The sequence below is a fragment of the Planomonospora alba genome, from assembly GCF_039534085.1.
GTDB classification, from domain to species: domain Bacteria; phylum Actinomycetota; class Actinomycetes; order Streptosporangiales; family Streptosporangiaceae; genus Planomonospora_B; species Planomonospora_B alba.
Genome location: NZ_BAAAUT010000022.1, coordinates 54,463 through 79,968, shown reverse-complemented (window position 1 = coordinate 79,968; position 25,506 = coordinate 54,463). Strand labels below are relative to the sequence as shown.

The 25,506-nt window shown below is 73.1% G+C and carries 21 protein-coding genes; 14 read left to right on the top strand and 7 right to left on the bottom strand.

Features of this window, described 5'->3' with window-relative positions:
• Nucleotides 1–14 precede the first annotated feature (14 nt).
• The 4 genes from ABD823_RS15250 to ABD823_RS15235 all read left to right on the top strand — a co-directional run bounded on the left by ABD823_RS15250 (nt 15) and on the right by ABD823_RS15235 (nt 6,348).
• Complete coding sequence (locus ABD823_RS15250) at nt 15–1,124, top strand: polyprenyl synthetase family protein (protein WP_344860001.1); 1,110 nt, start codon at nt 15–17, stop codon at nt 1,122–1,124.
• Nucleotides 1,125–1,406: 282 nt separating this feature from the next.
• Nucleotides 1,407–2,822 (top strand): family 2B encapsulin nanocompartment shell protein, encoded by a 1,416-nt coding sequence (locus ABD823_RS15245; protein WP_344859999.1) that lies wholly within the window; start codon nt 1,407–1,409, stop codon nt 2,820–2,822.
• On the top strand, nt 2,822–5,005 hold the full coding sequence (locus ABD823_RS15240; RefSeq protein WP_344859997.1) for a terpene synthase family protein: 2,184 nt from the start codon (nt 2,822–2,824) through the stop codon (nt 5,003–5,005). The genes ABD823_RS15245 and ABD823_RS15240 overlap by 1 nt, the downstream gene beginning before the upstream one ends.
• On the top strand, nt 5,002–6,348 hold the full coding sequence (locus ABD823_RS15235; protein ID WP_344859995.1) for a family 2B encapsulin nanocompartment shell protein: 1,347 nt from the start codon (nt 5,002–5,004) through the stop codon (nt 6,346–6,348). Before ABD823_RS15240 ends, ABD823_RS15235 begins: the two co-directional genes overlap by 4 nt.
• 137 nt (nt 6,349–6,485) lie before the next feature.
• Here the strand turns inward: ABD823_RS15235 and ABD823_RS15230 are convergent, their stop codons facing one another.
• The 4 genes from ABD823_RS15230 to ABD823_RS15215 form a co-directional block, all read right to left on the bottom strand.
• Nucleotides 6,486–7,325, bottom strand: coding sequence for an ion transporter (locus tag ABD823_RS15230; RefSeq protein WP_344859993.1), 840 nt, complete (start codon nt 7,323–7,325; stop codon nt 6,486–6,488).
• Between the two features lie 79 nt (nt 7,326–7,404).
• Nucleotides 7,405–9,642: an Orn/Lys/Arg family decarboxylase gene (locus ABD823_RS15225; protein WP_344859991.1), complete on the bottom strand. Its 2,238-nt coding sequence runs from the start codon at nt 9,640–9,642 to the stop codon at nt 7,405–7,407.
• 179 nt (nt 9,643–9,821) lie between these two features.
• On the bottom strand, nt 9,822–11,966 hold the full coding sequence (locus ABD823_RS15220) for a glycoside hydrolase family 3 C-terminal domain-containing protein (protein ID WP_344859987.1): 2,145 nt from the start codon (nt 11,964–11,966) through the stop codon (nt 9,822–9,824).
• 86 nt (nt 11,967–12,052) lie between these two features.
• Nucleotides 12,053–12,655 (bottom strand): TetR/AcrR family transcriptional regulator, encoded by a 603-nt coding sequence (locus tag ABD823_RS15215; protein WP_344859985.1) that lies wholly within the window; start codon nt 12,653–12,655, stop codon nt 12,053–12,055.
• Between the two features lie 260 nt (nt 12,656–12,915).
• Between ABD823_RS15215 and ABD823_RS15210 the strand changes: the two genes are divergently transcribed.
• Nucleotides 12,916–14,079 carry an NADH:flavin oxidoreductase gene (locus ABD823_RS15210; RefSeq protein ID WP_344859983.1) on the top strand — a complete coding sequence of 388 codons (1,164 nt, stop codon included), beginning with the start codon at nt 12,916–12,918 and terminating at the stop codon, nt 14,077–14,079.
• 119 nt (nt 14,080–14,198) lie between these two features.
• Here the strand turns inward: ABD823_RS15210 and ABD823_RS15205 are convergent, their stop codons facing one another.
• A complete protein-coding gene (locus ABD823_RS15205) occupies nt 14,199–14,891 on the bottom strand; it encodes a hypothetical protein (protein ID WP_344859981.1) in 693 nt (230 codons plus the stop codon).
• A gap of 335 nt (nt 14,892–15,226) precedes the next feature.
• On the opposite strand from ABD823_RS15205, the gene ABD823_RS15200 reads away from it, so the two are divergent.
• The 7 genes from ABD823_RS15200 (at nt 15,227) to ABD823_RS15170 (ending at nt 21,648) form a co-directional block, all read left to right on the top strand.
• Nucleotides 15,227–15,430, top strand: a complete 204-nt coding sequence (locus ABD823_RS15200) for a hypothetical protein (protein WP_344859979.1) — start codon at nt 15,227–15,229, stop codon at nt 15,428–15,430.
• Entirely contained in the window at nt 15,430–16,029 is a 600-nt protein-coding gene (locus ABD823_RS15195) for a TetR/AcrR family transcriptional regulator (protein WP_344859977.1), read from the top strand. The genes ABD823_RS15200 and ABD823_RS15195 overlap by 1 nt, the downstream gene beginning before the upstream one ends.
• A 100-nt stretch (nt 16,030–16,129) precedes the next feature.
• The gene (locus ABD823_RS15190) at nt 16,130–16,816 is read left to right on the top strand and encodes an alcohol dehydrogenase catalytic domain-containing protein (RefSeq protein ID WP_344859975.1); all 687 of its coding nucleotides are present in this window, start codon (nt 16,130–16,132) and stop codon (nt 16,814–16,816) included.
• Between the two features lie 228 nt (nt 16,817–17,044).
• Nucleotides 17,045–18,022 carry an L-threonylcarbamoyladenylate synthase gene (locus tag ABD823_RS15185; protein ID WP_344859973.1) on the top strand — a complete coding sequence of 326 codons (978 nt, stop codon included), beginning with the start codon at nt 17,045–17,047 and terminating at the stop codon, nt 18,020–18,022.
• Between the two features lie 292 nt (nt 18,023–18,314).
• On the top strand, nt 18,315–19,187 hold the full coding sequence (locus tag ABD823_RS15180; RefSeq protein WP_344859971.1) for a metalloregulator ArsR/SmtB family transcription factor: 873 nt from the start codon (nt 18,315–18,317) through the stop codon (nt 19,185–19,187).
• Complete coding sequence (locus tag ABD823_RS15175; protein WP_344859969.1) at nt 19,184–19,783, top strand: dihydrofolate reductase family protein; 600 nt, start codon at nt 19,184–19,186, stop codon at nt 19,781–19,783. Before ABD823_RS15180 ends, ABD823_RS15175 begins: the two co-directional genes overlap by 4 nt.
• Nucleotides 19,784–20,001: 218 nt before the next feature.
• On the top strand, nt 20,002–21,648 hold the full coding sequence (locus ABD823_RS15170) for a methyl-accepting chemotaxis protein (RefSeq protein ID WP_344859967.1): 1,647 nt from the start codon (nt 20,002–20,004) through the stop codon (nt 21,646–21,648).
• Between the two features lie 71 nt (nt 21,649–21,719).
• On the opposite strand, the gene ABD823_RS15165 is transcribed toward ABD823_RS15170, so the two are convergent.
• Nucleotides 21,720–22,076: an ArsR/SmtB family transcription factor gene (locus tag ABD823_RS15165; protein WP_344859965.1), complete on the bottom strand. Its 357-nt coding sequence runs from the start codon at nt 22,074–22,076 to the stop codon at nt 21,720–21,722.
• A 79-nt stretch (nt 22,077–22,155) separates the two neighbouring features.
• Here ABD823_RS15165 and ABD823_RS15160 point away from each other — a divergent pair, with 79 nt between their 5' ends.
• A complete protein-coding gene (locus ABD823_RS15160; RefSeq protein ID WP_344859963.1) occupies nt 22,156–23,328 on the top strand; it encodes a cation diffusion facilitator family transporter in 1,173 nt (390 codons plus the stop codon).
• A 514-nt stretch (nt 23,329–23,842) separates the two neighbouring features.
• On the top strand, nt 23,843–24,208 hold the full coding sequence (locus ABD823_RS15155; RefSeq protein ID WP_344859961.1) for an MFS transporter: 366 nt from the start codon (nt 23,843–23,845) through the stop codon (nt 24,206–24,208).
• A gap of 121 nt (nt 24,209–24,329) precedes the next feature.
• Here the strand turns inward: ABD823_RS15155 and ABD823_RS15150 are convergent, their stop codons facing one another.
• The gene (locus ABD823_RS15150; RefSeq protein WP_344859959.1) at nt 24,330–25,478 is read right to left on the bottom strand and encodes an LLM class flavin-dependent oxidoreductase; all 1,149 of its coding nucleotides are present in this window, start codon (nt 25,476–25,478) and stop codon (nt 24,330–24,332) included.
• Nucleotides 25,479–25,506 lie beyond the last annotated feature (28 nt).

Below are 25,506 nucleotides of genomic sequence, written 5' to 3'. Positions count from 1 at the left end.
GTTTAGATTCCCGGATGGGAACGGAAATCGTCAGCGAGGAGTTGCCCATGGCGGCGGAAGCCGTACAGGCGCCGATCGGCCGGACCATCGAGCGGGTGCGGAGAAAAGTCGACGACCGGCTGGTCCGATTCATGGACTCGCACCTTTCCCCCGTCGACGACCCGGACGTGATCAAGGGATACCGGTCGTTGCGGGACTTCGTGGTGGACGGCGGGAAAAGGATCCGGCCGATCCTGTGCTACTGGGGGTGGTACGGTGCCGGCGGCGAGGAGTCCGAGGAGGCGTCCGCGGTCAGTGCGGGCGCCGCGTTGGAGCTCTGCCACGCCGGCCTGCTCGTGCACGACGACGTCATGGACGGCAGCGAACTGCGCCGAGGGCGTCCGACGGTCCACCGCGGCCTCGCCGGCTCCGATCCGCGGCCCGCGGGGCAGGACTTCGGCCGCTCCGCGGCGGTCCTGCTGGGAGTGCTCGCCCAGGCGTGGGCCGACGAGCTGCTGGGTGAGGTCGAGGCGGACAGCGAGCGCGTGCACGCCGCCCGGTCGCTGTTCAACCGGATGCGGACGGAGGTGATCTCCGGTCAGTACCTCGACATCCTGGCGCGCCTGCGCGAGGGCGCGAGCGTCGAGCAGGCCCTGCGGGTGGCGCACTACAAGACGGCCAAGTACACCGTCGAGCGGCCGCTGCAGATCGGCGGGGCGCTCGCCGGGGCCGAGCCGCCGCTGCTGGACGCGTACTCCCGGTTCGGCCTGCCGCTGGGCGAGGCGTTCCAGCTCCGCGACGACGTCCTGGGCGTCTTCGGTGACACCGCGGTCACCGGGAAGCCGGTCGTCGACGATCTGCGGGAGGGGAAGCAGACCGCGCTGATCGCATACGCGTTCGCCCACGCCTCGGGCCCGCAACGCGACCGGTTGCGCGTCTGGCACGGCAACCCCGACCTGGACGAGCCGCACGCGGCCGTCCTGCGGCAGGTCATCGTGGACACCGGAGCGCTCGCCCACGTCGAAGAACTGATCACCCGGCGGGTCGGCCGGGCCCTCGGGGCGCTGCGCGAGGGCACGATCCCGGAACGGGCACGCGAAGCACTGGCGCTGCTGGCCGACCGGCTGACCCACCGGGTCCTGTAGGAGGAACGCCCACGGCACGGGCGGACACCTGGCCGACCACACGACGACGTCCGGGAGCGGTGGCCGGCCGGAGTGCGGACCATCGGTGCCGGCTCCGGTGCCCCCGCTCCCGCGCACCCGGTCACCGGACCTCTGCGGCGACCGGCCGGACACGGCTGCACCGACGTGCGGCCGCTCGCCCTCCCCCGGGAGGACCCGACCTCCCCCCTGCCCGCCGGGCTCCGCTCACCACGGCGGGCCCGGCCCCCGAAAACCGGTCATCGACAGGAATGGATGGTGTACATGACCGAATCCACCATGCCCGACGGCACCCGCGACGCCGGCGAGCCTCAGGACAACCGGCTCAGCCTGGGCACCAGGGCCGCGCGCAACCTGGCCACCACGACCAAGACCCCGCCGCAGATGCAGGCGATCACCTCGCGGCACCTGCTGCGCATGCTGCCGTGGGTCGAGGCCGTCGGCGGCGCCTACCGGGTCAACCGGCGGCTCACCTACCAGATCGCCGACGGCAGGGTCACCTTCACCTCCACCGGCGCCCAGGTCAAGGTCATCCCGGCCGAGCTGTGCGAGCTCCCCCCGCTGCGGGGGTACGGCGACGCCGACGTGCTGGCGGATCTGGCGGAGCAGTTCGTCCAGCGCGAGTACGAACCCGGCCAGGTGATCGTGGAAGCGGGCCGCCCGGTGGACGAGGTCTTCCTCCTGGCCCACGGCAAGGTCGACAAGCTCGGTGACGGCCCCTACGGAGGCCAGGCGCTCATCGGCGTGCTCGCCGACGGCGACTACTTCGGCGAGCAGGCGCTGGTGAGCACGGACGCGCGGTGGGAGCACACCGTCAAGGCCACCACCGCCTGCACGGTGCTCGCCCTGGCCCGGGACGCCTACGAACGGCTCGCCGACCGGTCGGAGAGCCTGCGCACCCACGTCCGGCGCTCCCAGGACGACCCCGGCCGCCCCCGGAACGCCTACGGCGAGGCGGAGATCGAGCTGGTCGCGGGCCACCGCGGCGAGCCGGTGCTGCCCGGCACGTTCGTCGACTACGAGCTGGCCCCGCGCGAGTACGAGCTCAGCGCGGCGCAGACCGTGCTGCGGGTCCACACCCGGGTGGCCGACCTGTACAACGAGCCGATGAACCAGACCGAGCAGCAGCTGCGGCTGACGATCGAGGCCCTGCGCGAGCGCCAGGAGCACGAGCTGGTCAACAACCGCGAGTTCGGGCTGCTGCACAACGCCGACCTCAAGCAGCGCATCCACACCCGTTCCGGCCCGCCCACCCCCGACGACCTCGACGACCTGCTCGCCACCGTCTGGAAGAACCCGACCGTCCTGTTCGCCCACCCCAGGGCGATCGCGGCGTTCGCGCGCCAGTGCAACAGCCGGGGGATCTACCCGCAGAGCGTGGAGGTCAACGGGCAGAAGGCACCCGCGTGGCGGGGCGTGCCGCTGCTGCCCTGCAACAAGATCCCGGTCAGCGACGGCGGCCTGACCTCGATCATGGTGATGCGCCTGGGGGAGAAGGACCAGGGCGTCGTCGGGCTGCGCCGCACCGGGCTGGTCGACGAGTACGAGCCGGGCCTGTCGGTGCGCTTCATGGGCATCGACGAGCACGCCATCATCTCCTACCTGGTGACCACCTACTATTCGGCGGCCGTCCTGGTGCCCGACGCCCTGGGCATCCTGGAGAGCGTCGAGGTCGCCTGATGTCCTCGTACACGCTGCCGGACTTCTACCTCCCCCACCCTCCCCGCCTCAACCCCCACCTGGAGACCGCACGCGCGCACACCCACGCCTGGGCGGCGGCCATGGGCATGCTCGACGACCCCGACATCTGGGACGAGCAACGGCTGGAGGCCATGGACTACGGCCTGATGTGCGCCTACACCCATCCCGACTGCCCGTCCGCCGAACTGGACCTGATCACCGACTGGTACGTCTGGGTGTTCTACTTCGACGACCACTTCCTGGAGACCTTCAAGAAAAGCCGGGACGCCGAGGGCGCCCAGGCCTACCTGGACCGGCTCGACGCCTTCATGGCCGATACCCCGCCCGCACCGGCCAACCCGGTCGAGCGGGGGCTGGCCGACCTGTGGCCGCGCACCGTGCCCGCGATGTCGCCGGCCTGGCGCGACCGGTTCGTCCGCGTCACCCGGGACCTGATCCAGGAGTCGATGTGGGAGCTGTTCCACATCGAGCGCGAGGCGGTGTCCAACCCGATCGAGTACATCGAGGAGCGCCGCAAGGTGGGCGGCGCCCCCTGGTCGGCCGCCCTGGTCGAGCACGCGGCAGGGGCCGAACTGCCGGCCCGGCTCGCCGGCAGCAGGCCGGTCCGCGTGCTGACCGAATCGTTCGCCGACGCCGTGCACCTGCGCAACGACCTGTTCTCCTACGAACGGGAGGTGCGGCAGGAGGGCGAGCTGTCCAACTGCGTCCTGGTCTGCGAGCGGTTCTTCGGCTGTGACACCCGGCGGGCGGTGGAGATCACCAACGACCTGCTCACCTCGCGGCTGCACCAGTTCGAGCACACCGCGCTGACCGAACTGCCGTCGCTCTTCACCGACGAGGGCGTCTCGCCCGCCGAGCAGGACCACGTCCTGCGCTACGTCAAAGGGCTGCAGGACTGGCAGGCCGGCGGCCACGCCTGGCACACCGCCTCCAGCCGCTACACCAAGACGGGCCGCCCGGGCGGGGTGCTCGGCATGAACGTCTCACGGGCCCATCTGACCGGCCCGGGAGGGCTGCGCAACCACACCCACATCCCCTACGCGGAGGTCACGGTACGGCCGCCGGAGCCGTACATGCCCTTCGCGCTGCGCGACAACCCGCACCTGGAGGAGGCCCGGGCGGCCGACGTGGCGTGGGGCGCGGCGATGGGCTTCCTCGACCCCGTCCCCGGCATCCCGGCCGTTCCCGTCTGGACCGAGCGCCAGCTCGCCGAGCTGGACTGCGCGCTGTGCGCCTCGGGTTTCGTCCCGGACGCCCCGGCCGGGGAACTGATCACGGTGACGAACTGGCTGACCTGGGCCACCTACGCCGACGACTACTACCCCCGGGTCTTCGGCGCCTCCCGCGACCTGGTCGGCGCCAAACTCCTCAACCGGCGCCTGCGGGGGTTCATGCCGCTGGACCCGGCCGCGGTCCCCGTCCCGCTCAACGCGGTGGAGCGGGGCCTGGCCGACCTGTGGCCGCGCACCGCCGGGCCGATGCCGGCGGAGTCGCGCAGAGCGTTCCGCGCCGCGGTCGAGGACATGATCGACAGTTGGCTGTGGGAGCTGGCCAACCAGGCCCAGCACCGGGTGCCCGACCCGGTCGACTACATCGAGATGCGCCGCAAGACCTTCGGTTCCGACCTGACGGTGGCCCTGACCCGGCTCGCCCCCGGCCGGGGCGTCCCCGCCGGGCTCCACCGCACCCGTGAGCTCCTCGGCATGACCGGTGCCGCCCAGGACTACGCCTTCATGGTCAACGACGTGGTCTCCTACCGCAAGGAGATCCAGTTCGAGGGCGAGCTGCACAACTGCGTCCTGGTCATGCAGAACTTCCTCGGCTGCGGCCCCGAAGAGGCGATGGCGGTCGTCGACGCCCTGATGACCTCCCGGATCAAGCAGTTCGAGTACGTCACCGCGGTCGATCTGCCGGCCCTGCTCGACAGGACCGGGGCCGACACCCCCACCCGTGAGGCGGTCGGCGGCTACGTGGCCGCCCTGCAGCGGTGGATGGCGTCCGTCCTGCGCTGGCACCGGACGACCCCGCGCTACCGCGGCGACCCGGCTCGTCCCGCGGCGGTGCGGTGGACACAGGGCCCCACCGGCCTCGGCACCGCCACGGTGCGGATCGCCTCCCTGGCGCCGGCCGCGTTCCCCACCGGATGGGCGGGTGCGCGGTGACCGCTCCGGCGGCCGGAGGCTCTCGGCTGAGCCTGGGCACGCGGGCCGCCCGCACCCTGGCGACCACGGCCAAGACCCCGCCGCAGATGCGGGCGATCACCCCTCGGCACCTGATGAGGGTGCTGCCGTGGATCGAGACGAGCGGCACCTACCGGGTCAACCGGCGGCTCACCCTCACCGTCGGCGACGGCAGGGTGAGCTTCGTCGCGACCGGTTCCCGGGTGGCGGTCGTCCCGGACGAGCTGCGCGAGCTGCCCTCGCTGCGCGGCTACGGCGACGGGCGGGTGCTCGACGCCCTGGCGGGGAGGTTCGTCCAGCACGACCTCGACGCGGACCGGAGGGTGCCGCCCGGCCAGGTCGTCCTGGTGGCGCACGGCAAGCTCGCCGTGACCGCCGCCGGGGAGTACGGCGGCGAGAAGGTCGCGCGGATCCTGGCCCACGGCGACCATCTGGGCGACCTCACCGGCCCCGGCGAGGTCACGGCCAGGACCCTCACGCCCAGCACCGTCCTCGTGCTGTCCCGCGCCGACCTGGCGGAGCTCGTCCGGAGCCATGGCGGTCTCCGCGACCATCTGCGCCGGCCCGCCCCCGCCCGGCCCGGCAACCGGTACGGCGAGGCGGAGATCGAGCTGGTCGCGGGCCACCGCGGCGAGCCGGTGCTGCCCGGCACGTTCGTCGACTACGAGCTGGCCCCGCGCGAGTACGAGCTCAGCGCGGCGCAGACCGTGCTGCGGGTCCACACCCGGGTGGCCGACCTGTACAACGAGCCGATGAACCAGACCGAGCAGCAGCTGCGGCTGACGATCGAGGCCCTGCGCGAGCGCCAGGAGCACGAGCTGGTCAACAACCGCGAGTTCGGGCTGCTGCACAACGCCGACCTCAAGCAGCGCATCCACACCCGTTCCGGCCCGCCCACCCCCGACGACCTCGACGAGCTGCTCTGCCGGCGCCGCCGCTCCCACTGCTTCCTGGCCCACCCCAGGGCGATCGCCGCCTTCGGGCGGCAGTGCAACCGGCGAGGGCTGTACCCGGACGTCACCGAGATCGACGGCGCCAAGGTCATGAGCTGGCGGGGCGTGCCGCTGCTGCCCTGCGACAAGATCCCGGTCAGCGACGGCGGCCTGACCTCGATCATGGTGATGCGCCTGGGGGAGAAGGACCAGGGCGTCGTCGGGCTGCGCCGCACCGGGCTGGTCGACGAGTACGAGCCGGGCCTGTCGGTGCGCTTCATGGGCATCGACGAGCACGCCGTCATCTCCTACCTGGTGACCGCCTACTATTCGGCGGCCGTCCTGGTGCCCGACGCCCTGGGCATCCTGGAGAGCGTCGAAGTGAACCTCTGACCGCCCTCCCGGGGGCGCGCGTGATCCGGGTGCCGCCCACCGCCGGGGACGCGGAGGCCGCCCCCGGCGGGCCCGCCGACCGGCTCGCATCCGGAAGGCGTCCGCCGGGTCGGCCGTCCCCGCAACCGGACGCCGGGTCAGGCGTCCGGTTCCGGGGACGCGGGGGCGGGCGCGTGCCGGTCGCCGGGGTGGTCCCCGTGGGAGCCGGCCGGCACGGCCTGGGCGGCCCGCATGGCGTCGATCTTGGCGTGCAGGCGGGCCAGCTCGGCCAGCATCGTGGCGAGCTGGTCGTCGGTGTGCTGCTCCTCCGAGGAGGTGGTCTGCTCGTCCATGGCGTTGACCACGACGGCGATGAACAGGTTCAGGACCACGAAGGTGGACGCCAGGATGTAACCGATGAAGAACACCCACGCCCACGGGCGCTCGGCCATCACCTGGCGGGTGATGTCCGACCACGAGTCACCGGTCATCATCTGGAACAGGGTGAACAGCGAGACGGGCAGCTCGGCGAAGTAGCCGGGGGCGATCCGGCCGAACAGTTCGGTCGCCAGGACCCCTGAGACGTACATGACCAGCACCAGCAGGCCGATGATGGAGACCATGCCGGGGATGGCCTCCAGCAGCGCCGAGACGACCCTGCGCATGCTGGGCACCGCCGACAGCAGGCGCAGCACCCGCAGGATCCGCAGCGCCCGCAGCACGGATACGGATCCTGCGGCGGGGATCAGCGCCACGGCCACGATGACCGTGTCGAAGTGGTTCCACGGATCCCTGAGGAACGCCCCCCGGTAGGCGTACACGCGCAGCCCGAGCTCCACGGCGAAGACCGCCAGCGCGATCCGGTCCACGGCGTGCAGGAAACCGCCGAAGTGGCCGACCAGCACCGAAGAGGTCTCCGCGCCGATGGTGGCGGCGTTGAGCAGGATGACGGCGATGACGGTCCGCTGGAAGGACCGCGCCTCCACGAGGGAACGCACACGTTCACGGCATGACACGAAGTCGACTCTCCGGAAAAAGAGGAATGCTGAGAGGGCGGTGGCGGGCGGGACGGGACGCTCAGTCCTTGACGACCTCCACCCGGTAGCGGCCGTCGCCGTCACGGTGAACGCCGTGGATGTCCGCGGCCAGGTCGGGGAAGGACCGGTCGAAGTCCTCCAGGGCCCGCAGGTACGTCATCAGCGGGCCGTCGGACGGGCCGGTCGCCTCGCCGGGCATCAGCATGGGGATCCCGGGCGGGGTGACCACGACCGTGGCGGCGGCGACCCGGCCCGGCAGGTCGGCCAGGGGGACGCGCTCGGTGCGGGACCGGATCATGGCCTGGTAGCAGTCGGCGGGAGTCGACACCGGCTCGGGCAGGGTGGTGAAGACCTGGTCGAGGAGCTTCCCGACCCCGGAGTCGCGCAGTTTCCCGTGGACCAGGCCGCAGAACTCCTGCAGCGAGATCGCAGGCGGGCCGAAGCCGGGCAGCAGCTCCGCCAAGGGCAGGTCGTCGTCGTAGGCGTTCTTGAAATCGGTGAGCGCGTCGATCAGCGTGCCCCACTTGCCCTTGGTGATCCCCATGGAGAACAGCACCAGTAACGTGTGATCACCGGTCTTCTCCACCACGATGCCGCGCCGCTCCAGGTATGCGGCCACGATCCGGGCCGGGATGCCCCACTCGAGCGTGCCCGCGGCGGCGTCGGCGCCCGGGCAGGTGATCGTCACCTTGACCGGGTCGAGCAGGCAGTAGCCCTCGGACATCCCGTCGAAGCCGTGCCAGTCGGCCCCCGCCTCCAGCGTCCAGCACCGGGGCTCGGTGCACAGCAGCGCCGGGTCGGCGTCGGCGAACGGGACGGTCCGGCCGGTGTGCGGGTCGGTGACCGCGGGGGGCTGCCAGACGCCGAAGAACCATCCGGGCCGCAGGCCGTTCTCGCGGATGCGGCCGGCCAGCCGCACCATCGCCTGCCGGAACCGGACCGCCTCGACGATCGCCTCCCCGGTGAGGAAGCGCCCCGACGGGCCGTCCATCATCGCCGTCGCGACGTCCAGCGAGGCGATCACCGGATAGAGCGGAGACGTGGAGGCGTGCATGAGATAGGTCTCGTTGAACGCGTCGTAGTCGACCGGCGCGCGTCGCGCGGGACGCACGTGCAGCATGGCCGCCTGGGACAGGGCGGCCAGCAGCTTGTGCGTCGACTGGGTGGCGAACACGGTGGGGCGGTCCGGGCCGGGCAGCGTGCGCTCGTCGATCGCCATGCCGTACCGGCCGGCGTAGAGCGGATTGAACCGGGCGTAGGCGAACCAGGCCTCGTCGAAGTGCAGCCGCGGCACGCTCGCGCCCAGCAGTTCGCCGACCCGCACCGCGTCGTAGCACACCCCGTCGTAGGTGGAGTTCGTGATCACCGCGTACGCAGGCTCTCCGGTGGCGAGGGGGTGGGCGGCCAGCCGCGCGCGGACCGCCTCAGCCTCCAGCGCGGCAGGGGGGATCGGACCCGCCAGCCCGAGCCCGTTGCGCTCGGGCACGAGGTAGACCGGGCGGGCGCCGCTGATGGCCAGCGCGTGCTGGACCGACTTGTGGCAGTTGCGGTCCACCAGGACGGTGTCGTCACGGGCGATCGCGTGGTGCCCGACGATGCGGTTGGCGGTGGAGTTGCCGTTGACCACGAAGAACGTGCGATCGGCACCGAAGACGCGGGCGGCGTTGCGCTCGGCTTCTCCGATCGGGCCGGTGTGGTCGAGCGGCGAGCCCAGTTCGGTGACGGAGATGGACAGGTCGGTGCGGAGCAGCCGCTCGCCGTAGAAGTCGAAGAACGCCCGCCCCACCGGTGACTTGAGGAACGCCACGCCTCCGGCGTGCGCCGGCGTGTGCCAGGAGTAGCGGTGATGGTCCTGGAGGCGCCGCAGGGCGCCGAAGAACGGTGGGAGGATCTTCTCGGCGTACTGGTCGGCCGCGTGGGCGATGCGCCCGGCGATGAACTGCGGGGTGTCCTCCAACGGGAAGACGTATCCCTGGATGACTTCGTACACCCACAGCGGAAGCTCCTGCTCGTGCGCCATCAGGAAGACGGGCAGGCCGCGGAACCGCTTGGCCACCGCGCCCAGCAGCTCCTCGGCCCCCGGCGCGTCCCATGCCGCCAGCACCGCCGTCAGCGAGGCGTCCGACCCGACCACCGCCAGGGCGTCCTCGGCCCGGTGGGTCCACCGCACCTGGAGCCCGAGCTCGCCCATCACCGCGCACACGCGGCGGATCTGTTCGGCGAGCGCCGAATCGGCGTCGGGGCGCTCGGTGACGGCGGCCAGGACTGTTCGCTCCATGCAGCACTCCATGATCCGGGGGAAGGACGGGAGGGTCTTCCCGGCCCCATGCAATGGTAACGGTGTGCTGCCGAATGGCAACGTCTCGTAATTATTCAGGTGATCTGCGACTCGGGTGTCCGGGGAACGCCCGAGGGGCGCCCGCGCCGGTCACCGCGGCGCCGCAGGCGTGTGCCGTCTCAGCCCCGGCGCCTGCTGAGGGCCATCAGCCCGGTGAGGGTCTCCTCGGGGAGGGGGGAGGGCAGGAACCCCAGGAACTGGTGCATCGGCAGTGACTCGACCATGCGCAGCAGGTCGGCGTGGTCGGCGGCCCGCGCCCGCTGCTCCTCTGTCATGCCCGCGGTCAGCCGGTCCATGAGCGCGGGCCCGACGGCCGGATGCGCGAACCACTCGCCGACGGTGGAGTCCAGGGTCAGCTCCCTGGCGACCGCCTCACCGGCGAGCTCGACGGTCTTCTCGGCGACGATCACCGAGGCGTTCTCGCCGATCTGCACGGTGTAGTCGCCGGGCGCCACCAGCCAGCGGCCTTCGGCGACGTCCCAGTAGGCGAAGGCGCGGGCGTCCAGGTCGAAGGTCACGGTCGTGGACTCGCCGGGGCCGAGCGCGACCTTGGTGAAGGCGCGCAGCTCCCGGGCCGGGCGCCGCACCGGTCCGGCGGCGGTGGCCACGTAGAGCTGGACGACGTGCTTGCCGTACCGCCCGCCGGTGTTGGCGACGGTGAGGCGGGCGCGCGCGCTGTCGTCCCCGGTGGCCTCCACGGCCAGGTCGCCGACGGCGAAGGAGGTGTAGGTGAGCCCGTGGCCGAAGGGGTAGCGCACCGGCCGCCCGACGCTCTCGTAGTGGCGGTAGCCGACCATGACGCCCTCGCCGTAGCGGACGGTGCCCTGCTCGCCGGGGAAGTTCAGGTAGGCGGGGGTGTCCTGCAGGCGCAGCGGGATGGTCTCGGCCAGCCGCCCGGACGGGCCGGTCACGCCGAACAGCAGGTCGGCCACGGCGCCTCCGCCGGCCTGGCCGAGCAGCCAGCCCTCCAGGACGGCGTCGACGTCGTCGTGCCAGCCCTCCAGTGACACGACGCCGCCGTTGGACAGCACCACGGCGGTACGGCGGGCCGCGGCGGCGGTGGCGCGGATCAGCTCCACCTGCTCGTCGGGCAGTTCGACGGTGGTCCGGTCGTAGCCTTCGGACTCGTCGGCGTCGGCGAGCCCGGCGAAGACGATCGCCAGGTCGGCGCCCTCGGGATCGGTGGTGACGGTCCGCTCCCCGGCCAGCTTCCCGATCTCCTCCAGCGGGACGTCCACCCGGGTGGGGTTGACGCGGGAGCTGCCGCCGCCCTGGAAGCGCGGCTCGGTGGCGAACGGGCCGACGACGGCGATGGTCCTGACGTCGGGTCCGATCGGGAGCACGGCACGGTCGTTCTTCAGCAGCACGGCGCACTCGGCGGCCAGCTCGCGGGCGAGGGCGTGGTGGGCGTCGGCGTCGAAGCCACCCGGCTCGGCCCGCCAGCGTTCGGCCATGGCCCGCACCCGGGCCGCGGAGCGGTCGACGACCGCCTCGTCCAGTGAGCCGTCGCGGACGGCCTGCACGATCTTCGCGTCGTCGGCGGGGTTGCCGGGCATCTGCAGGTCGAGTCCGGCCTTCAGGGCGGCGATCCGGTCGTTGACGGCTCCCCAGTCGGAGACCGCGACGCCGTCGAATCCCCACTCCTGGCGCAGCAGCGTGGTCAGCAGCCAGGGGTGCTGGCCGGCGTAGACGCCGTTGAGCTTGTTGTAGGCGGCCATCACCGTCGCCGGCCGGGCCTGCGTGACGACGCGTTCGAAGGCGGGCAGGTAGATCTCCCGCAGGGTGCGCTCGTCGACCTCGGCGCTGACGCGCATGCGGTCGGTCTCCTGGTTGTTGGCCGCGAAGTGCTTGACCGACGCGCCGACGCCGCCTGCCTGCAGGGCCCGCACGTGGGCGGTGGCCAGCACGCCGGACAGCAGCGGGTCCTCGGAGTAGTACTCGAAGTTGCGTCCGCACAGCGGCGAGCGCTTGATGTTCACGCCCGGCCCCAGGACCACCTGGACGCCGTGCGCGCGGGCCTCGGCGGCCACCGCGGCGGCCAGGCGCCCCGCGACGGCGGGGTCCCAGCTGGAGCCCACCGCGACGGCGGGCGGGAAGCAGGTGGCGGGCAGGCTCCGGTGGACGCCCAGGTGGTCGGCGTCGTCCACCTGCCGGCGCACGCCGTGCGGGCCGTCGCTGAGCACGGCCGAGGGCACCTCGCCCACCGCCTTGGTGCTCCACATGTCCCGGCCGGACAGCAGGGACGCCTTCTGCTCGAGGTTCACTGGGCGGCTTCCTTCGGATCGTCGACCGGTTCCCCGGACGAGCCGGGGAGGGACGGGGGAGTGCTCGGCGGACACCTCGGTCGGCGTCAGCGGGCGGGGGCGGTGAGGCCGGCGGTGATGAAGGCGACGACGGTCCCGGGCGGGACCGGGGGCCGGTCGGAGGACGGGCCGGAGGCGTGGCCGTAGATCTCCAGGAGCAGGGTGAAGGCCAGGCGCCAGCGGTCGGAGATCTCGCGCACCGGCAGTTCGGGCATGGCCCGGCCGAGCATGACCTCGAAGGGCGCCGGGCTGAACCAGGGCGAGGAGATCGGCATGCGCCACCGGGGCAGCACGGAGCGCGCCAGCAGGCGGCAGAGCATCCGGCCCTTCTCGGTGCGGGCCAGCTCCTCGAACGGCTGGACGAGCGCCGCCACCAGGTCGGCGACCGCGAACGGCCCGGTCTCGCCGGGTCGCTCCGAGCGCTGGACGATCGGCGCCAGGCGGTCGGCCCAGAGCGGGACCAGTTCGCGTTCCAGCAGTGCCGCGACGAGTCCTTCGCGCGACCCGAAGTGGTAGTGGACCGCCCCGGGGTTCAGGCCCGCCTCGGCGTTGATGGCCCGCACCGAGACCTGGTCGGGGTCCTTGGCCGAAAAGAGCCGTTCGGCCGCGGCGAGCAGGCGGTCACGGGTCGAAGAAGTTCCCTCGGACACCTGGTCATTTCACCACATGCTGCGCGACTATAAATCAATCACTGATTGAATTGTGTCAGGACCACCGGCCGCACCCGGGCCGCGCGCCGACACGGAGGGGAGACCGAGGGGAGTCTTCGCCGGCACCGGATCCGCTTCGGGCATGGGCGGCGTCGCGGCGGCGGCCGGCTCCGGGCCGGACCTGCCCAGGCCGCCATGCCCACCCCGATGACCCTCTGAACCGGCCCGCCGAACCGGACTTCCGACCCCCGGGAGCACCCATGACCGTCCCCGACGTGTTCGCACCCGCCGAGCTCGGCCCGATCACGCTGCGCAACCGCGTCATCAAGGCCGCCACCTTCGAGGGCATGACCAGGGGCGCCGTGGTGAGCGACGAGCTCATCGGCTTCCACCGGCGCCACGCCGCCGGCGGCGTCGGCATGACGACCGTCGCCTACTGCGCCGTGGCCCCCGAGGGCCGCACCGGGCGCGACCAGATCTGGATGCGGCCCGAGGCCCTGCCCGGTCTGCGCCGCCTCACCGAGGCCGTGCACGCCGAGGGCGCGGCCGTCTCGGCGCAGATCGGGCACGCGGGCCCGGTGGCCGACGGCAAGTCCAACGGCCTGCCCGCCCTGGCGCCCAGCGCCTCGTTCAGCCCCCTGTCCATGCAGCGGATCCGCCGGGCCACCGCCGCCGACATCGAACGCATCACCGCCGCCCACGCCGACGCCGCGCGCCTGGCCGTCGAGGCGGGCTTCGACGCGGTCGAGATCCACATGGGCCACAACTACTTCACCAGCTCGTTCCTCAGCCCGAGGCTCAACAGGCGCGCGGACGGGTACGGCGGGTCCCTGGCCAACCGCGCCAAGGTCGCCCTCGGCGTGGCCCGCGCCGTCCGCGAGGCCGTCGGCGACCGCATCGCGATCCTGGCCAAGCTCAACATGGACGACGGCGTGCCCGGCGGGCTCTGGCTGGACGAGAGCCTGCAGGTGGCCCGGTGGCTGGAGCGCGACGGCGGCCTCGACGCCCTGGAGCTGACCGCGGGCAGCTCCCTGCTCAACCCGATGTACCTGTTCCGGGGCGAGGCGCCGATCCAGGAGTTCGCCGCCGCCTTCCCCCGGCCGATCCGCCTGGGCGTCAGGCTCGTCGGCAGGCGGTTCATCCGCGCCTACCCCTACCGGGAGGCGTTCCTGCTGGAGAGCGCCCGCCGGTTCCGGGCGGCGCTGACGATGCCGCTGGTGCTGCTGGGCGGCATCAGCGAGCGCGCCACGATGGACCGCGCGATGGCCGAGGGCTTCGAGTTCGTCGCCATGGCCCGCGCCCTGCTGCGCGAACCCGACCTCCTCAACCGCATGCGGGCGGAACCGGCCACCCGCCCGCTGTGCATCCACTGCAACAAGTGCATGCCGACCGTCTTCTCCGGCACCCACTGCGTCCTGGCCTGAGCCCGCGGATCCCCGGGCGTCCGGGCCGGCCGCCGGGTCGGCGGGGAACGGCACGGCCGCACCGTGGGGGACGGGTGCTCCCAGTGGCCTTCGACGGCGCGGTGGACGGCGCCGGCGCCCTACGGCGACTCCGCGGCCGCCGGGAAGCGCCGGCGCCGCTGCGCGCCGAGGAAGCGGATGACGACGACACCGATGCTCACGGCAGCCGCGACCCACACGATCGTCTTGCCGACGGCCGCGATCACCTCGTTCCTGCCGGGCGGAAGCACGATCATCTGGACGGCGGCGCCGACCGGCACGGTCAGTCTCGCGAGCAAGCCGATCACTCCCGGACGCGCGATGCACGCGCCGACGGCACCCAGGGGCGCCCCGAAGACGACGCTGGTGACCCACCACACGAGCGGCTCGGCCATGTACCAGGAGGACAAGGGGCCGCCGCTGCGCAGGGTCTCCGCCACGCTGTAGGCGGCCGTGGCCGCGAGCAGGGCCAGCGCACCCGCGGCGGCGGCCCGAGCCGGTGCCGCGGGGCGATCCGCCCCGGCGCGGCCGAGCGACCATCCCGCGGCGACCGCCAACCCCGCCCACGCCCAGCCGGAGTCCAGCAGCACGCTCACGACTTCCGCGATCGACCACCCGCTGGTGGTGTAGGCCTCGCTTTCGAGGTCGGCGTAGCCGTGGGAGGCGGCGTTGGCGAGGGAGGTCGCTGCGCCGAACCCCGCTCCGGCCGCCGGCGCCCCCACGAAGATGCCCGCGAGACGGGCCGCACGTGAGCGGTCCTGCCGTCGACGGCCGTGTCGCTGATCATCGGTCATGTACGCCTTCCTACCGCACTCGGCATGGCCGCGGCAGTGACCGGAAGGAAGCATCGTCCCGGAACCCGTCCCGGCCCAGGACGCGCGGAGACCGGGTTGCGGGGCCGCTGCCGGTTCCCGAAGTCGTCTGCGCGAATGCGCGAAGCGGTCTGCGCGAATGCGCGAAGCGGTCTGCGGCCGGAGATCGCAGTATCAAGTTACAAGATTTGATATTTGTTACCAACCCGCTTAGTGTTCGCCGTATGGAGCAGAGGACACCCGGTGCCGACGTCTGTGCGGGGGCGGTCGGGCTTGGTCGTGCAGGTATGCCCGGTGCGTACGGACACCGCGCCGTGGTGAGCGTGAGGTCCGGCGCGCCGGCCGGGGCCGGCCGGCCGTGCCGGACCGCCGGGCCCGCAGAGGTCCCCCGCCTGCAGCCGACCGACGACGACCTGGACGCGGTCGAGCAGGCCGTCCCGCGAGGAGCGGTCGCCGGGAAGCGCTCCCCCCCCGCCCTGCCCGTGCTCCCGGGCGGCGAGCGGACGGGAGGCGAGCACTGATGCCTGCCCGCATCCCGTTGGACGCGAACGCCATCCTGGCGGCCACCGAGGAGATCCTGCGCCGCCACGGACCGGACAAGGCGACCGTCGTCGACGTCGCCCGGGCACTCGGGGTCAGCCACGCCGCCGTCTACAAGCACTTCCCCTCCAAGCAGGTGCTGCGCGAGGCCGTGACCCGGCGCTGGCTCGACCGCGACCGCGACACCCTCGCCGCCATCGCGGCCGACAGCGCGGTCCCGCCGGCGCAGCGCCTGCGTGCCTGGCTGCACGCCGTCCTGGCCGTGAAGCAGGCCAAGATCCGCGAGGACCCGGAGCTGTTCGCCGCCTATGGAATCCTCGCGGCTGCGCACAGCACCGTCGCCACCGACCACGTCGCCGACCTCTTGGGCCAGCTGGCCGCCATCATCGCCGACGGCGCCGCCGACGGCAGCTTCCGCACCGGCGACGCGGAGGCCACCGCCCGCGTGGTCTTCCACGCCACCGCCAAGTTCAATCACCTCGCCCATGCCGCCGAATGGCAGGACCCCGGCATCGGCACCGAACTCGACGAGGTGTGCGGCCTGCTGCTCGAGGGCCTTCAGGCCCCTGCGTCGTCCTAGCCGCATCGGGCCGAGCACACACCGCGGCCGGCGTTCAGCGGCGCGGTCAGTCCTGCCCGCCACCACCCGGGCAGCGGCGAACAAGGAGTGACGAACAGCCATGGTTCAAGCAATCGGAGTGACACGACCAGGCGGACCGGAGGCCCTCGGCGAGCTCGATCTGGCGGCCGAACCGATCGGTCCCGGCCAGGTCAGGATCCGGGTCACCAGCGCCACGGTGAACCCGGTCGACGCGATGGTCCGTTCACGTCCGCGCCAGGACGAGGCGGACGAGGTGCGGGTACCGGGCATGGAGGTCGCCGGTGTGATCACGGAGATCGGCCCCGCCGCCGACCGCGCGTTCACGGCCGGGGAGGCCGTCATGGCCATCGTGGTGCCCTCGGGCGGGCACGGCGGCTACCGGGCGGACCTGGTCGTGCCGGCACGGTCGGTCGCGAAGATCCCGGCCGGGCTCTCGGAGGTCCAGGCCGCCACCATCCCGATGAACGGGCTCCTCGACGCCGCCGCGCTGGAGGCCGCCGTGCTCCCGGCCGTCAAGGACGGCGGCACCGTCGTCACCGTCCGCGGCTACCGGGGCGACGGGACCGGCCGGATCCGCGTCGCCCCGGTCTTCGTCCGCGACTACGCCGAGGCCGCAGCCGAGCTCGACCGGCTCGCCGAACTCGCCGGTGAAGGACGGCTCACCGTCCGCGTGGCCGGCCGGCTGCCGGCCTCCCGAGCCGCCGACGCGCACCGCTCGCTCGGACAACGCGGCGTTCGCGGGCGGTTCGTCCTGCGGTTCGACTGACCGGTCCTCGAGCGGCCGGTCCGCTCCGGGTGACGAGGGGTCCGGAGGGGCCCGCGCCGGGCGCGGGCCGCCCCTCGGTGCTCGCGGCCCCGTTCCGGGCGAGCGCGACGAGGTGGAGCGCGCCGCAGACGGCCGGCGTGGTCCCGGCATCGAACACGGCGGTGCGCCGGCTCCTGATGGCGCCAGGCATGGGAGCGGCCAGAGCGGAACAGTGAGAGGATTGCGAGGGTGACGGAAAGAACCAGCGACATCGAGAAGGCCGCCGGGGTGCTCCGCGCCGGAGGCCTGGTGGCATTGCCGACCGAAACCGTCTACGGCCTGGGCGCCAACGCCGAGGACGCCGCCGCCGTCGCACGCGTCTTCCAGGTCAAGGGGCGCCCGCCCTCCCACCCGCTGATCGTCCACATCGGCGGTGCCGAGCAGCTGGGCGACTGGGTCGAGGACGTGCCCGAGACGGCGCGCCTGCTGGCCGAACGCTTCTGGCCGGGGCCGCTGACGCTGGTCCTGCGGCGCGGTCGCCGGGTGCCCCTGGAGGCGACCGGCGGCCTGGAGACGGTGGCCGTGCGGGTGCCCGCCCACCCCGTCGCGCTCACCCTGCTGTCGGCCTTCGGCGGCGGCATCGCGGCCCCGTCCGCCAACCGCTTCGGCTCGGTCAGCCCCACCACGGCCGAGCACGTCCGCGCCGAGCTCGGTGACGCCGTCGACTTCGTGCTGGACGGCGGCCCCTGCGAGGTCGGCGTCGAGTCGACCATCGTCGACGCCACGGGCGTCACCCCCGGCGTCCTGCGGCCCGGCGGGGTGACGCGCGAGGACCTCGAAGCGGTGCTGGGGCGCCCGGTCGAGGTCGGCTCGACGAGCCGCGTCCGGGTGCCGGGCCAGCATCCGTCCCACTACGCGCCGCGTGCGCGCGTCGTCCTCGTCGAGCCGGAGAAGGTCGTCGCCGAAGCGGAGCTCGCCCAGGAGCTGGGGCGCCAGGTGGGCGTCCTCCTTCCCCCCTCCCTCGCCGGCGCTCCGGTGAAGGCGCACGCGGTGGTGGCGGTCCCCGCGTCGGCGGCGGCCTACGCGCGGCGGCTGTACGGGTTCCTGCGCGAGCTCGACCAGCGCGGGTGCGACCTCATCGTCGCCTCCCTGCCGGTGGAGGAGGGGCTGGGGCTCGCGATCGCCAACCGGCTCCGCCGCGCCGCGGGGCCCCGGCCCTCCGAGTGACCGGGAGCGGTCCGTGACGCCCTCCGCCGGTGACCGCGTTTGCGTGTCCGCGGCCCCCTCGCGGCTCGCGGCGGAGGCCGGTCGGCGCGAGGCGTGAGACAGGGGGCGTGACCGGGTCCGCCTGCCGGTGCGCGACGTGATGCGGCCGTGCACCGACAGGCGCCGAGCCGGTGGCTCCGTGGGACGTCCAGGGGAAGGCTGAGCCGGGAGGGGAGAGGCGGGTCTCCGCCGGCCCCGTCCACCCTGAATTATTCCTTGACGCGAATATTCACTTGAGGGAATAATCTTTCCCGTGGACGCACTCCTCGCCGCGCTGGCCGACCCGGCCCGCTGGCGGCTCGTGAACCTGCTGGCCGAACGGCCCCGCTCCGTCGGTGTCCTCGCCCAGCTCGCCGGGGCGCGCCAGCCGCAGACGACCAAGCACCTGCAGACCCTTGAGCGCGCCGGTGTCGTCGTCTCCCAGCGCGTCGGCCAGCGCCGCGTCTACGCGCTCCGGCCCGGCCGCCTGCGGGAGCTGGCGGCCGGGCTCACCCGGCTCGCCGACACCGCGGAGCGGGCCGGCGGGCCGCGCGAGACCTACGACCGCTACGGGCTCAGCCTCCACGCCGAGCGGCTCGCCGCCGAGGCGCCGGGGTGGGCCGACGGACGCTCGTTCGCGTTCCACCGGTCGCTGCCGGGCCGCCCCGAGCTGGTCTGGCGCCACCTGACCGAGACCTCTCTGCTCGCCCGGTGGTGGACGCCCGACGATCTGCGCGTCTCCGAGCTCGTCTTCGAGGCGCGGCCGGGCGGGCGGATCGTCCACGAGTACCGCGACGCCGAGGACGCCGACGGCTCCGACCCGGTCGCCGGACGCGCGGAGGGGGTCGTCGACGACGTACGGCCCGGCGAGCGCCTCGCCTACCGGCTCTCCCCGCTGCTTCCCGGTGGCGGCCTCGCCTTCACCGCCCACGTCGAGATCGGCCTCAGGCCCACCGGCACCGGCACCGGCCTCGACGCCCATTGGCGGATCACCGGCAGCACCGTCGACTCCGCGGACTTCATCGCGGGCATCGAGATCGGCTTCGGCCAGAGCCTCGACAAGCTCGCCGCGGCCCTCGCCGCGGACCCGCACGACCCCAACGATCCCGGAACCCCGCACGACCCCGACACGAGGAGCACGACGTGACCAGCCACACCGGCCGCAAGGTGACCGCGAACCTGAGCCTCACCCTCGACGGGCGTTACAACGGTCCCGGCGGGCCGCACGATTTCGGAGCGTTCGCCCCGTATGTGACAAGCGAGGTGGCGCGGGACCACATGACCCGCATCTGGGAGGGCGCGACGACGGCGCTGCTGGGCCGGATCAACGCCGAGGGGTTCATGGGGTACTGGCCGGCGGTCGCCGAAGACGACGGCGCCGACCCGCGTGATCGCGGATACGCGAAGTGGCTGGTCGGCGCGGAGAAGGTGGTCTTCTCGACCACCCTGGCCGAGGCGCCGTGGGAACGCACCCGCGTGGTGAACGCTCCCGTCGTGGACGTCGTCGCCGGACTCAAGGCCACCGGCGAGGGCGACATCCTGGTCAACAGCAGCGCGAGCCTCATCAAGCCGCTCCTGGCGGCGGACCTGCTCGACCGGCTGCATCTCATGATCTTCCCCGAGATCGCCGGGGGTGGGCAGCGGCTGTTCGACGACGGCCTGCCGGCGTCGACATGGAGGCTCGCCCACCAGGAGACCGGCGAGCTGGGCGAGATCGCCGTGGTCTACGACCGGGTCCGCTGAGCCGGCCGATCGGAGCGCACCAGCCGGTGGGGCCGCTGAGATCGCCCCGGCTCTGTGGAGGGAACCGCCTCTTCGGCGCCTCCGGCTCGGTGCGCCGGTGCTCGACCGGCGGGACTGTCGCACAATTCCTCACCTATGCGCAGGCCGCGCCGATCCAGTGGGCGAGCCGGGACTCCGGCTGACCCTCGAAGAGGGCTATGGAAAGGTGTGCGACCGTCATGAACGCACGAAAGGCCGCGGTCCAGGTCACCGCCGACCGGAACCGGCTGGCCGGCCGGCTGGCGGACTTCCGCGTCGGGACCAAGATCTATGTTTCCGTCGTCTGCATCGCGCTGGTCGCCCTCGCCGTCGGAGGACTCGCGATCAGCCGGATGAGCGGCCTCAACGAGGACATCAAGGAGATGAAGGCCCGGCACGTCGACAGCCTGGTGCAGCTGAGCACGCTGCGCGGCGCGGCCGGCGACGGCTTCCAGGGCCTGTTCGGCTGGGCCGTGTCGGTGGAGGCCGCGGACAAGGCCGGCAGCCGCGAGATGGTCGAGGCGGCCGACGCGGACTTCCTGGCCGCCCTGGAGGCCTACCGGGAGCTGTCCGCCGGTTCGGAGCGGAGGGAGGCGGCCGCCGCGGACGTGGCCGAGACCTTCGTCTACTTCCAGAACCTGCGTGACCACGCGCTGTTCCAGGAGGCGCCGGCGGCCGGGGTCCGGCTGCCCGCCGCGGACCAGATGGTCGCCGAGTGGACGAAGGCCCAGCAGCGGCTGAAGGAGTCGGTCGAGGAACTGCAGCAGGCCGAGGACGCCGAATCGGCCGCGATGGCCGCGGCGGCCGAGGACGCCTACGGCAGTGCCCGCACCCAGGTGGTCATGTACCTGGCCGTGGCCCTGCTGCTGGCCGTCGGCCTGGCCTCGTTCGTCTCCCGAGTGATCATCCGGCAGCTGGGCAGCGTATCCACCGCGCTGGCCGCCGTGGCGGAGGGCGACCTCACCGTGCCGGCCGAGGTGCGCGCTCGCGACGAGCTGGGCGCCATGGCGGTGGCCGTCAACACCGCCCGCGAGAGCCTGAGCGCGATGGTCGGCCGGCTGACCGCCGGCTCCCGGACCCTCGGGCAGAGCACCGAGCGGTTGACCGCCGCCACCGAGCAGATCGGCGCCTCGGCGCAGGAGGCCGCGGCCCAGGCCGGCGTGGTGGCGAGCGCGGCCGGGGAGGTGTCGACGAACGTGCAGGCCGTGGCCGCCGGCAGCGAGCAGATGGGCGCCTCGATCCGCGAGATCGCGCAGAGCGCCAACGACGCCGCCAAGGTCGCCTCCGAGGCGGTCGGCGTGGCCGAGACCACCAACGCCACCGTCTCCAAGCTCGGCGAGTCCAGCGCCGAGATCGGCAACGTCGTCAAGGTGATCACCTCGATCGCCGAGCAGACCAACCTGCTGGCCCTCAACGCCACGATCGAGGCGGCCCGCGCCGGTGAGATGGGCAAGGGCTTCGCCGTGGTCGCCAACGAGGTCAAGGACCTCGCCCAGGAGACCGCCCGGGCCACCGAGGACATCTCCCGGCGGGTGGAGGCGATCCAGGCCGACACCGCCGAGGCGGTCACCGCGATCGGGGAGATCTCCCGGATCGTCGCCCGGATCAACGACTACCAGCTGACCATCGCCTCGGCGGTGGAGGAGCAGACCGCCACCACCGGCGAGGTCGCCCGCAGCGTCTCCGACGCCGCCCAGGGGACCACCGACATCGCCACCAACATCGGCGGTGTGGCGACCGCCGCGCAGAGCACCACCGCGACGCTGGCCGAGGCCGTCGGCACCGTCACCGAGCTCGCCGGTCTCGCCCGCGAGCTGCAGGACGTGGCCGCCCGCTTCCGGGTCTGACCGGCGTCATCGGCGGCCGGCGGCCGCCACCGCGCCCCCCGGCCGTGACCGCTCCCGGGCCGGCGGCCGCCTCAGTCGTGCGGTGGCAGGTGGCCGAGCCGGTGGTCGGCGGCGTTGAGCGCTTCGTCGACCAGGCGCCGCAGATGCCCGTGGCACAGGCGGTAGATCACGCGGCGGCCTTCCTTGCGGGTGGTGACCAGGCCGGCCAGGCGCAGGCGGGCCAGGTGCTGGCTCACCGCCGGGCGGGGGAGGTCGCAGGCCGCGGTGAGCGTCGTCACGTCCGCCTCGCCTTCGGACAGTCGCTGCAGCAGGGCCAGGCGGGTGCGGTCGGCCAGCAGGGCCAGGATGCCGGCGGCCGCCTTCAACCGTTCGCCCTGGTCGTGCTCCTGCGAACCATGCGCACCTGAGAGGTGCATGCGTGCGCTCATACGCACATAATGGGGGATGCGGGGGCCGCCGTCCAGCGGCCCGCCCGTCGCGCCCCGATCCGCACACGCTGGAGCCGTCATGAGCGACCAGAGCACGCCCCGCGAGCCGCACCGCCCTGACCGGGGGCCGGGCGGCGACCACGGCCACGATCCCGGGCACGGTCACGGGCGCGGGCACGGCCACGGCCACGGCCACGATCCCGGGCGCGGGCACGGCCACGGCCACGATCCCGGGCACGATCACGGGCGCGGGAAGGCGGGCGGCGGCGGGATCCGCAGGCTGCTCTCCCGCGCCGGGCACGCCCTCGCCCCGCACGGCCACGACGGCGTCGACAAGACCGATGCGGCGCTGGAGTCCAGCAGTCGCGGGATGCGGGTGCTGGTCGTCTCGTTCGCGGTGTTGGCGGTCACCGCGCTGGCCCAGGCGGTGATCGTGGCGGCGTCGGGATCGGTGGCGCTGCTGGGCGACACGCTGCACAACGCCGCCGACGCGCTGACCGCGGTGCCGCTGGGCATCGCGTTCTGGGCCGGGCGGCGCGCGGCCACCCGCCGCTTCACCTACGGCTACGGCCGGGCCGAGGACCTGGCCGGGATCGTCATCGTGGTCGTCATCGCAGCCTCCGCCGGACTGGCCGGTTACGAGGCGGTCCGGCGGCTGATCGATCCTCAGGACGTGCGGGCGCTGGGCTGGGTGGCCGCGGCGGGACTGGTCGGTTTCGCCGGCAACGAGTGGGTGGCCCGCTACCGGATCGCGGTCGGCCGCGAGATCGGCTCGGCCGCCCTGGTGGCCGACGGGCTGCACGCCCGCACCGACGGCTTCACCTCCCTGGCCGTGCTGCTCGGCGCGGGCGGTGCCGCGCTCGGATTCCCGCTCGCCGATCCGCTCGTCGGATCGCTGATCACGCTGGCGATCTGCTTCGTGCTGCGGGACGCGGCCGGGCAGATCTACCACCGGCTGATGGACGCCGTCGACCCCGCCCTGGTCGACCGCGCCGAGCGGGTGCTGGCCGCCACCCCCGGCGTGCGGAAGGTGGGCGTGGTACGGCTGCGCTGGATCGGGCACGCGCTGCGCGCCGAGGTGGACATCGTCGTGGACGGCCGCCTGCCGCTGGTGGAGGCGCACGCGGTGGCGGTCGAGGCCGAGCACCGGCTGATCCACCAGGTGCCGCGCCTGCGCGCGGCCACGGTGCACGCCGATCCCGACGGCCCTGCCGGCACCGATCCCCACGCGGTGCTGGCGGGTCACCGCTGAGCGCGCGGACGCGAAAACGCGTTGCCGCCGGTTCCCCCCGAAACGTATGGTTCTGCGTTCGTGGTCACAGCGGTGGAGCGATTCCTGCCTGTCCGGCTGGGGACGGGATTCATCACGCTCAACCAGCTCGCCGGGCCGCCGATCGGCGCGGCGCTGTTCGGCCTGGGCTCGGCCTGGCCGTTCGCGGGCCAGCTGCTCCTGGTGGTGGCGGGGATCGTCCTGGTCTCCCGGATCACGTTGCCGCCGCACGGCCGGCAGGCAGGAGACCCCGCGCCCGACACCGTACGGGCGCTCGTCGACGGCTTCCGCTGGACCGTCCGGCACGCGGCGGTCCGCACGCTGGCGCTCACGATCCTGATCTTCAATTTCACGTTCGGTGCGGCCTGGTCGGTTCTCGTCCTCTACACCCAGGAGCAGCTCGGCCTCGGCGCCGTGGGTTTCGGCCTGATGACCACCCTCGGGGGGGATCGGCGGCCTGATCGGCACCGGTCTGTACGGGGCCATCACCCGCAGGGTGAGCCTCGGCGCCCTGATGCGGATCGGACTCGTCATCGAGACGTTCACCCACCTGGGCCTGGCCCTGGCCCGTTCGCCGTGGGTCGCCGGAGGCATCTTCCTGGTCTTCGGCGCGCACGCGTTCATCTGGGGCACGACCTCGGTCACCGTCCGCCAGCGCGCGGTCCCGCGCGACCTTCAGGGCCGGGTGGGCAGCGTCAACACCATCTGCGTCTACGCCGGTCTGGTGGTCGGCTCGTTGATCGGCGGTGTCCTGGCCGCCCGCTTCGGCGTCGCGGCGCCCTTCTGGTTCGCCTTCGCGGGTTCCGCGGTGTTCGTGGTGCTGCTGTGGCGGCAGCTCATGCTCATCGCCCACGACGACTGAGCTGCTGAGGGCGGTCGCGGATCGGCGGCCCGCTGCCCGGCCTGATCGAGGTAGGCCCGCCGGCGCCGGCTCACCGCCCCCGGAGCGGGCCGGGCGCAGGCCGCGGCGGGGGCGCGCGTGCTCACCGGGCCGGTGCCTGCGGGCGGGACCGGCCGGTCACGTCGTCGGCGGGCGCGTACACGGTGGCGTCCTTGGCGCCGCCCGCCGCGGCGACCCGGGCGGCGTGGGTGGGCGCGTCGGGCACGTGGGCGGGCTTGAGCGCCGCGAACTCCCTGCGCAGCACGGGCACGACCTCCTCGCCGAGGATGTCGAGCTGCTCCAGCACGGTCTTCAGCGGCAGGCCGGCGTGGTCGATGAGGAACAGCTGGCGCTGGTAGTCGCCCACGTAGTCGCGGAAGGTGAGGGTGCGGTCGATGACCTGCTGGGGGCTGCCCACGGTCAGCGGGGTCTCGCGCATGAACTCCTCCAGCGACGGGCCGTGGCCGTAGACCGGGGCCTCGTCGAAGTAGGGGCGGAACTCGCGCACCGCGTCCTGGCTGTTCTTGCGCATGAACACCTGCCCGCCGAGCCCGACGATGGCCTGGTCGGCCGAGCCGTGGCCGTAGTGCTCGAAGCGCTGCCGGTACAGGGCGACCATCCGCTGGGTGTGCTCCTTGGGCCAGAAGATGTGGTTGTGGAAGAAGCCGTCGCCGTAGTAGGCCGCCTGCTCGGCGATCTCCGGGCTGCGGATCGAGCCGTGCCAGACGAACGGCGGCACGCCGTCGAGCGGCCGGGGCGTGGAGGTGAAGCCCTGCAGGGGCGTGCGGAAGCGGCCCTGCCAGTCGACCACGTCCTCGCGCCACAGCCTGTGCAGCAGCGCGTAGTTCTCGATGGCCAGCGGGATGCCCTGCCGGATGTCCTGGCCGAACCACGGGTAGACCGGGCCGGTGTTGCCGCGGCCCAGCATGAGGTCCACGCGGCCGCCCGCCAGGTGCTGCAGCATCGCGTAGTCCTCGGCGATCTTCACCGGGTCGTTGGTGGTGATCAGCGTGGTCGCGGTGGACAGCTGCAGCCGCTGCGTCTGCGCGGCGATGTAGCCCAGGGTGGTGGTGGGCGAGGACGAGAAGAACGGCGGGTTGTGGTGCTCGCCGAGCGCGAACACGTCCAGGCCGACCTCCTCGGCCTTCTTGGCGATCGTGACGATCGCCTGGATCCGCTCGGCCTCACTGGGCGTCCGCCCGGTCGTGGGGTCGGTGGTGATGTCACTGACCGAAAAGACACCGAACTGCATGACGTTCCCCGTCCGCTCATAAATGACT